At 42.2% G+C, this 8,881-nt stretch carries 7 protein-coding genes and 1 pseudogene; 5 read left to right on the top strand and 3 right to left on the bottom strand.

Going from position 1 to position 8,881, the window contains the following annotated elements; all coding sequences use genetic code 11:
- Nucleotides 1-473: 473 nt before the first annotated feature.
- Nucleotides 474-896 (top strand): annotated as a pseudogene (locus tag PSF16_RS15365) (IS1 family transposase); the annotation flags it as partial.
- Nucleotides 897-1,307: 411 nt separating this feature from the next.
- Here PSF16_RS15365 and metF read toward each other — a convergent pair.
- Nucleotides 1,308-2,195 carry a methylenetetrahydrofolate reductase gene (gene metF / locus PSF16_RS15360; RefSeq protein ID WP_006660499.1) on the bottom strand — a complete coding sequence of 296 codons (888 nt, stop codon included), beginning with the start codon at nt 2,193-2,195 and terminating at the stop codon, nt 1,308-1,310.
- A 247-nt stretch (nt 2,196-2,442) separates the two neighbouring features.
- A complete protein-coding gene (gene argE, locus PSF16_RS15355; protein ID WP_006660498.1) occupies nt 2,443-3,597 on the bottom strand; it encodes an acetylornithine deacetylase in 1,155 nt (384 codons plus the stop codon).
- 102 nt (nt 3,598-3,699) lie between these two features.
- Here argE and argC point away from each other — a divergent pair, with 102 nt between their 5' ends.
- The 4 genes from argC (at nt 3,700) to argH (ending at nt 8,249) form a co-directional block, all read left to right on the top strand.
- Nucleotides 3,700-4,704, top strand: a complete 1,005-nt coding sequence (argC, locus tag PSF16_RS15350) for an N-acetyl-gamma-glutamyl-phosphate reductase (protein ID WP_272689579.1) — start codon at nt 3,700-3,702, stop codon at nt 4,702-4,704.
- Between the two features lie 34 nt (nt 4,705-4,738).
- On the top strand, nt 4,739-5,515 hold the full coding sequence (gene argB, locus PSF16_RS15345; protein WP_006660496.1) for an acetylglutamate kinase: 777 nt from the start codon (nt 4,739-4,741) through the stop codon (nt 5,513-5,515).
- 56 nt (nt 5,516-5,571) lie between these two features.
- Nucleotides 5,572-6,792, top strand: coding sequence for an argininosuccinate synthase (locus PSF16_RS15340; RefSeq protein WP_272689578.1), 1,221 nt, complete (start codon nt 5,572-5,574; stop codon nt 6,790-6,792).
- A 77-nt stretch (nt 6,793-6,869) separates the two neighbouring features.
- Nucleotides 6,870-8,249, top strand: a complete 1,380-nt coding sequence (argH, locus tag PSF16_RS15335; protein ID WP_272689577.1) for an argininosuccinate lyase — start codon at nt 6,870-6,872, stop codon at nt 8,247-8,249.
- Nucleotides 8,250-8,295: 46 nt separating this feature from the next.
- Here the strand turns inward: argH and PSF16_RS15330 are convergent, their stop codons facing one another.
- Complete coding sequence (locus PSF16_RS15330) at nt 8,296-8,649, bottom strand: hypothetical protein (RefSeq protein WP_036962587.1); 354 nt, start codon at nt 8,647-8,649, stop codon at nt 8,296-8,298.
- Nucleotides 8,650-8,881: the final 232 nt, after the last annotated feature.

Below are 8,881 nucleotides of genomic sequence, written 5' to 3'. Positions count from 1 at the left end.
GCTGTTTTGATAATATACGACAATAAATTATCAAAAAAAAGGAAAAAATTATCGTTTTACAATAAAAAAGCAGTTTTGCTGCAACTAATATTCAGACAATTCATTATAACCATTTGTTTTAATGTTATTAATTACTATTCCGTAAGCGCCCCATGATCCCACGGGGCGTTTTAGTTTCAGTGTAGGAAGTTACAGGGAAGAAGTTACAGGGAAGAAGTGAGTGGATATCTGGCTCTGACTTTGCCTCATTTCATCATGTAATCGGGGTTTTGCGCCCATTTCACCCAAACTTCCCACCAATCATAATTATCTAATTGAATTTAAAATAAAAAAGTATTCATTTAGACAGAATAAAACGAATACTTTTTTTATCTTCACTTACGCGATTGATAACGTTTTAGTATCAAATCTCGTCATCATCACTTAGTAAGTCGACATCGTCTAAAAGGTTATTTAAATTTGTTGTGCAGAACACCTCTTTACCTCTTGATAATCTGCACATTGAACTCCTTTGCGAAGTCGATGAACAGTGGTCTTTTGTAGCTAATAAGAAGCAACAACGCTGGCTTTGGTATGCTTGGGAGCCCCGCCTAAAACGGATTATTGCTCATACGTTTGGTCGTCGAAACAAAAAGACTCTTCGCCAGTTACTGGCTTTACTGTCTCGGTTTAATGTGGCCTTTTGGTGCACAGATAAGTTCAGTACTTATGAGATATTGCCTAAACAAAAACACGTAGCAAGTAAGTTTTATACCCAACGAATAGAAAGAGAGAATCTGAACTTAAGAAATCGCTTAAAGCGTCTTAACCGTAAGACGTTAGGTTACTCTAAGTCGCCTGAAATGCATGACAAAATCATCGGCACATTCATCGAGCGGGAGCATTACCTATTGTGATGATCTCTATATTGAATACACGACCGCTGTATCAATAGGATGTGATTTTTTGGTGAGGGATGTAAGTTATTGAAAATTAATATTTCTATGATGTGAGGTACTGTCATTATTAAAGATAACGTAGCGTTTTTCTAGGGTTTTAATGACATTGTATAATCCATCATTAAAAGACTATTTGTTTTGGATTGATCTATCTTCATATTTTAAATTAAAAGCTTACTGTATTTAATTCTATTTAGACGTGTTTTTGAAATTGTTTCTGTAATATTCTTCCTAAACCAGTCTAATAATGATGGGTTATATTTACTCTAATTTTGAGTGTAATTTACAAGTGACATGATAAATAGGAAATATTATCGAGCTAATTCATTTCTGATGAAATAGCCCGATAAGTTATATGGAATAGAAGCGTTATTGCGGTCTGACACCTAAGGTATGGCAAATAGCATACGTTAACTCAGAGCGGTTTAAGGTATAAAAATGGAAATCCTTAACCCCTTCACGACTTAAAATTTTCACCATATCCATTGCAATCGATGCACCAACAAGATTACGGCTTTCAGGGTCATCATCTAACCCTTCATACATTCTGTTCATCCAACTTGGAATACGCACGTTGGTGAGCTTGGCAAAACGTTCGAGCTGGCGGAAGTTAGAGACAGGCAAAATTCCTGGAACAATTTCCACATCAATGCCGGTTGCAACGCAGCGATCACGAAAGCGTAGATAGCTTTCCACATCGAAGAAAAACTGAGTAATTGCGCGGTTGGCACCAGCCTCAATTTTTTTCTTTAAATTAATTAAATCCGCCTGGGCGCTTTTAGCTTCTGGGTGTACCTCTGGGTAAGCTGCCACTGAAATATCAAAGTCAGCTTCTGTTTTCAGTAACTCGACTAGATGCTCAGCATACAGCTCAGGCTTTTGGCTGTTATCGGGGAGATCGCCGCGTAACGCAACAATATGGCGAATACCGTTATCCCAATAATCCCGTGCGATAGCTCTTAACTCATCACGACTGGCATCAATGCAGGTTAAGTGAGGTGCTGCCACCAGCCCAGTTTTATCTTTAATGTCTTTAATGATGCTATGGGTTCTGTCTCGCTCACCGGAATTGGCTCCGTAGGTAACAGAGACAAAATTCGGCTTTAAGACTTTGAGCCTATCGATGGATTTCCACAGAGTTTGTTCCATTTCTGTTGAGCGAGGTGGGAAAAATTCAAATGAGACATTAATCTGCCCATCTAATTCAGCTAAATTTTGGTTCAACGCCTCGCGCTGATTTGCGTGAAAGAAACTCATACCCGTGACCTCGCCTTAACAGACTTATTATTTAATTATTAGTTTCACTATCCGATTATATACATCCATGTAAACTTCTATACGTTTAGACGTCTAAATAGAGATTACTTGATATTGAGCGAGAGTCAACCCTTAAATCAAATCTTGAATTGATGTTTTTTCAGGCACAACAAGAGAAAAATTCATGATGAAGAAAATGCGGAGCTTGGTCGGCTCCGCATGAAGTGCAAAATTATTCAGTAAAACACTATTCAGTAAAACAGAAGTGCTCGACCATTTGGCTGATGAGTTGGCGGGTTGGTTCAATAAAGCTCATATCGATGAATTCATCAGGCTGGTGGGCTTGTTCAATAGAGCCAGGACCGAGTACCAGCGTTGGGCAAAGTTCTTGGATAAACGGTGCTTCTGTACAGTAGTTAACGGTCTCTGCTTTTTTATTTAATAGCTGCTCAATCACAGCAACCATTTTATGGTCCGTTGGGCACTCATAGCCAGGGATTGGGGGATGCATCTCTTCAATCGCTAAACGACCCGGCCATTTTGCACGAACTGGCTCAAGGGTTTCATTGAGAAGTTCGTCGAGATCTTGCAAGGTTAAACCCGGTAGTGGGCGAATATCCATATGCAATTCACAGCATCCACAAATTCGGTTTGCCGCATCACCACCATGGATATGACCAAAGTTCATTGTTGGATAAGGAATAACAAACGCGGGGTTGTTATAGCGTTCTTTCAATGTATTTCTTAGGGTCATCAGGTGAGAGATGGATTCATGCATTAATTCAATCGCATTCACGCCTCTATCGGGATCACTGGAGTGCCCTGATTGGCCCGTAATGCGGATAGCATTAGAAAGGTGACCTTTATGCGCGCGGATAGGCTGCAAGGATGTTGGTTCGCCGATAATGGCGAAATCAGGGCGTAATTCCGTGCTAGCAGCAAAAAAGCGCGCTCCTGCCATGGAGGTTTCTTCATCGGCGGTCGCGAGAATATGTAATGGGCGTTTTAAGGTGCTGAGGTCAACATCGCGCAGCGCATCAATAATGAAAGCAAAAAAACCTTTCATATCGGCGGTACCAAGCCCGTATAGCTTGCCATCATGCTCGGTGAGCTTGAAAGGATCTTTACTCCAGCGTCCGTCATCAAATGGGACAGTATCCGTATGACCACAGAGCATCAATCCGCCATTGCCCTCACCAATCGACGCTAACAGGTTATATTTATCTCGTGTATCAGGGACCGGTTGAATATTCACCGTAAAGCCTAAGGTTTCTAACCATCCACCTAATAGCTCCACGAGTGCTCGGTTACTCTGATCGAGTTGCGAATCGGTCGCACTGATCGACGGAGTGGCGATTAATTGACGATAAATCTCAATAAATGCAGGTAATTTAATATTCACTGTTGACAGCCTTTATCCATAATAGTATCAATATTCATGCACTTTATTTGAATAAAAATACACATTAAACTGTTTGGGTCACGAGTACAAGGTAGAAAACACATGTTGAACACACTCATTGTCGGGGCCAGTGGTTATACTGGAGCAGAATTAGCCGCTTACTTACAACGTCATCCTGAAATTCATCTTTCTGGATTGATGGTTTCTGCACAAAGTGCAGATGCGGGTAAATGCTTTTCTGATTTACATCCCCAGTATAAAGGCATCATTGATCTTCCGGTCCAACCCCTCACAGATGTGTCTGAGGCGGCAAAAGGTATCGATGTTGTTTTCCTCGCAACCGCCCATGAAGTGAGTCATGACATCGCGCCTCAGTTTCTTGAAGCGGGTTGTGTGGTCTTTGACCTTTCTGGTGCTTATCGTGTTCAAGATGCGGCGTTTTATCCGCAATACTACGGTTTCGAACATACAAACACCGAGTGGTTAATGCAAGCAGTTTACGGTTTAGCGGAATGGCAAGCAGATAAAATCCGCCAAGCTCAGCTGATTGCTGTACCGGGGTGTTACCCAACTGTTTCTCAGCTTTCATTAAAGCCGTTGATTGAAGCGGATTTACTCGATGAAAACATGTGGCCAGTGATCAATGCGACTAGCGGTGTTTCAGGGGCAGGGCGTAAAGCATCAATGACCAATAGCTTCTGCGAAGTGAGCTTGCAGCCATACGGTATTTTTACCCACCGTCATCAACCTGAAATAGCCACACATCTAGGTAGAGAGGTCATCTTCACGCCACATTTAGGCAACTTTGCACGGGGTATACTGGCGACCATCACTTGTAAAGTGAAAGCCGGCGTAACAACGGAGCAAATTAGCCAAACATTTAAAGGCGCGTATCACGATAAACCGTTAGTTCGTTTATATGACAAAGGTGTACCTGCACTGAAATCGGTTGTTGGCACGCCATTTTGTGATATCGGATTTGTATTGAAAGGTGAACACCTGATTTTAGTCGGGACAGAAGATAACCTATTAAAAGGTGCCGCCGCACAAGCGGTTCAATGCATGAATATTCGGTTTGGTTTCAACGAAACGCAATCATTACTTTAATGCTCTTATGGCAATTTATTAAGGATAAATCTCCATGCAACCTTTAGTCATTAAACTGGGCGGTGTGTTACTCGATAGCGAAGAAGCGCTAGAAAGATTATTTACGGCAATCCAAACCTATCGTCAGGCTCATCAACGTGAGTTGGTCATTGTGCACGGTGGTGGTTGTTTAGTGGATGAATTGATGCAAAAGCTGCAATTACCTGTCGTGAAGAAACAAGGGCTGCGTGTGACTCCAGCTGATCAAATCGACATTATTGTAGGTGCTTTAGCCGGTACGGCGAATAAAACATTATTAGCGTGGGCGATTAAACATCAACTACAAGCAGTAGGATTGTCTCTTGGGGATGGTCACAGCGCAGTGGTAACGCAAATTAATGATGAACTGGGTCATGTTGGTAGTGCAAAAGCGGGTGATGCGAAATTACTCAAGCTTTTACTGTCTTCGGGTTACTTGCCAATTATTAGCTCTATCGGGATCACGAATGATGGGCAATTAATGAATGTTAACGCTGACCAAGCTGCAACAGCGATTGCTCAGGCATTGAATGCGGATCTGGTACTGCTTTCTGATGTCAGTGGCATTTTGGATGGTAAAGGTCAAAAAATTGATGAAATGACCACCACCAAAGCACAGAAGCTGATTGAACAAGGCATTATTACAGATGGCATGATTGTCAAAGTGAATGCGGCACTGGAAGCGGCTTCTACCTTACAGCGCCCTGTCGATATTGCTAGCTGGCGCCATGCAGAACAATTGCCATCGTTATTTAATGGCACCGCAATCGGTACACGAATTCTCGCTTCTTGAGTCATGGACTGAATAAGCAAACAGACAAATAACGCATTTAATGGGATAGGTAAGTTATGAAAAAGGGCATTAAGAAAATTGTATTAGCGTACTCTGGTGGACTAGATACATCGGCGATCATTCCGTGGTTAAAAGAGAATTACGATGACTGTGAAGTCGTGGCATTCGTCGCCGATGTGGGTCAAGACAGAGAAGATTTAGTGGGCGTTGAGAAAAAAGCACTGCAATCCGGCGCTTCTGAATGCTACGTGGTTGACCTGCGTGAAGAATTCATCGAAGAGTATATCTACCCAGTATTGAAAACCGGTGCACTGTATGAAGGTAGCTATTTGCTGGGGACATCAATGGCACGTCCGATTATCGCCAAAGCTCAAGTTGAAATCGCGCTAAAAGTGGGGGCGGATGCAGTTGCCCATGGCGCAACAGGTAAAGGTAACGACCAAGTTCGTTTCGAAAGTACCTATACAGCATTAGCACCACAACTGAAAGTTATTGCACCTTGGCGTGAATGGGATCTGCGTTCTCGTGAAGCGTTATTGGATTACCTGAAAGAACGTAATATTCCAACGACTGCAAGCTTAGAAAAAATCTACAGCCGTGATGAAAACGCATGGCATATCTCTACTGAAGGTGGCGTATTGGAAAGCACATGGAATGCGGCTAACCAAGATTGCTGGGTATGGACAGTTGATCCGAAAGACGCACCAGATGAAGCTGAGCTGGTGACTGTTGGCGTGAAACACGGCGAAGTGGTTTCGGTGAATGGCAATACATTGTCTCCATTGGGTTGTTTAGAAACACTCAATACGCTGGGCGCAAAACACGGTGTGGGTCGTATCGATATTGTGGAAAACCGTTTAGTGGGTATGAAATCCCGTGGTTGCTATGAAACCCCAGGGGGCACCATCATGATGGCTGCACTACGTGGTGTTGAGCAGCTGGTATTGGACCGCGATAGTTACAAATGGCGTGAGCAGTTAGGTCTGGAAATGTCTTATGTCGTGTATGACGGTCGTTGGTTTGCGCCATTACGCCATTCTTTACAAGCCGCCGCAGAGTCATTAGCTCAGGATGTGACGGGTGAAGTGGTGCTAAAACTGTATAAAGGGCAAGTGACGGCTATCCAGAAGAAAGCAGATAAGAGCCTGTACTCTGAAGAGTTTGCAACATTTGGTGAAGATGAAGTTTACGATCACAGCCATGCTGGTGGATTTATCCGCCTCTACTCACTCTCTTCACGTATTCGTGCGCTGAAAGAGCAGAACAAAGCAAAATAGTTTTATTAGTATGACCCCGATAGCCAAATAAGGCTGTCGGGCAGACACTTATTTTATCAATCAGGTAGGGACTCGTTATGGCACTTTGGGGTGGACGTTTTAGTCAGCAGGCAGATCAACGGTTTAAACAGTTTAATGACTCACTGCGTTTTGACTATCGCTTAGCGGAGCAAGATATTATTGGCTCAGTCGCATGGTCAAAAGCATTGGTGACGGTTGGTGTGTTATCTGATAGCGAGCAAAAATCTCTCGAGCAAGCACTCAATGTGCTATTGGCGGAAGTGCAAGCCGATCCTGAAATTATCTTGCAAAGCGACGCCGAAGATATTCATAGCTGGGTTGAAGGTAAACTGATTGATAAAGTCGGTGATTTAGGAAAAAAATTGCACACAGGTCGTAGCCGTAATGACCAAGTCGCGACAGATTTAAAACTGTGGTGTAAAGACCAAGTGGCGCTGTTATTAGAAGCTGTGACTGAGTTACAAAAAGCGTTGGTCATCACCGCTGAAAATAACCAAGATGCAGTGATGCCAGGCTATACCCACTTACAACGTGCTCAGCCAGTGACATTCGCCCATTGGTGTTTAGCGTATAGCGAAATGTTGTCTCGTGATGAAAGCCGTTTGCAAGATACTTTAAAGCGTTTAGATGTCAGCCCATTAGGTTGTGGGGCGTTGGCGGGTACGGCCTATGATATTGACCGTGAGCAATTAGCATCATGGCTAGGGTTTTCCTCTGCGACACGTAACAGCTTAGATACTGTTTCTGATAGAGACCATGTATTAGAGCTATTATCGGATGCGAGTATCGGTATGGTTCACTTATCACGTTTCGCTGAAGATTTAATTTTCTTTAATAGTGGCGAAGCTGGATTTGTTGAGCTTTCAGATAAAGTCACATCGGGTTCATCCCTCATGCCACAAAAGAAAAATCCGGATGCACTGGAGCTTATTCGTGGTAAATGTGGTCGTGTTCAAGGGGCATTAACTGGGATGATGATGACCTTAAAAGGGCTACCTCTTGCTTACAATAAGGATATGCAAGAAGACAAAGAAGGGCTATTTGATGCATTGGATACTTGGTTAGACTGCATGCATATGGCGGTATTAGTATTAGATGGTATTCAAATTCGCCGTGCTTGTTGTGAAGATGCCGCCAAGCAAGGCTATGCGAATGCGACTGAGCTGGCGGACTACTTAGTCGCAAAAGGCGTTCCATTCCGTGAGGCGCACCATATTGTCGGTGAAGCGGTAGTGGCTGCAATCGCTCAAGGTAAGGCATTAGAAGAGATGGCGTTAAGTGATTTACAAAAATTTAGTGCTGCAATTCAATTAGATGTGTATGAGATTCTGTCTCTACAATCTTGCCTAGATAAGCGGTTAGCAAAAGGTGGGGTATCTCAAATGCAGGTGGCGAAAGCTATTGGGGATGCGAAAGCTCGTTTGAAGATGCAATAAAAAATGGGGGGTAGCATGACTACCCCAATTTCCATAACATTGACGCTTAGCTATATTTAATTGTTAACATTCCGATTTTTTTATCTTTATTCACCCAATTATAAGAATAGGAACTTCGACCACCATTCAGGACTGTCCAACCTTGAGTTTTCACTAATTTTTTGAGGTCAATATTATTAGCAACCATATCGTCATTGTCATCTAGGCAATTTAAAGTGACGTTATTATTACCGACTTCATTTAAGCATGCTCCATAGACAATCGCGCCAGTAAATTGGATTGTGCCACTGTGCCCATTGTTGTCTGCATAGGCATTGATAGCACTTAACGTTGGGGCTAATAATAACGCCATGACAGCGCGAGAGAAGATTTTTTTAGTAATAGAAGTTAAATTTTTCATAATAGTATCCCCTAACTGATTTGTGTTTAATCAATTTATTTAATTGGATTAATTAGTAATTTTATTGTGACGTAATATATATATTGGCTACTTTTCTTTTTTCAATTACCTCGTTTTATTCGACGGAGGATATAATAAAACAAAAAACTCGATTAAGGTGTAAATATTGAAAATGAAATGTATGGGAATTTTAAAATTAAATTAAACAATATGGGATAATTAAAATATAGTA

It is taken from the genome of Providencia sp. PROV033, assembly GCF_028484855.1.
Lineage (GTDB): Bacteria > Pseudomonadota > Gammaproteobacteria > Enterobacterales > Enterobacteriaceae > Providencia > Providencia alcalifaciens.
The sequence above is the reverse complement of the archived record's forward strand: the minus strand, read 5'-3'. Positions and strand labels throughout refer to the sequence as shown.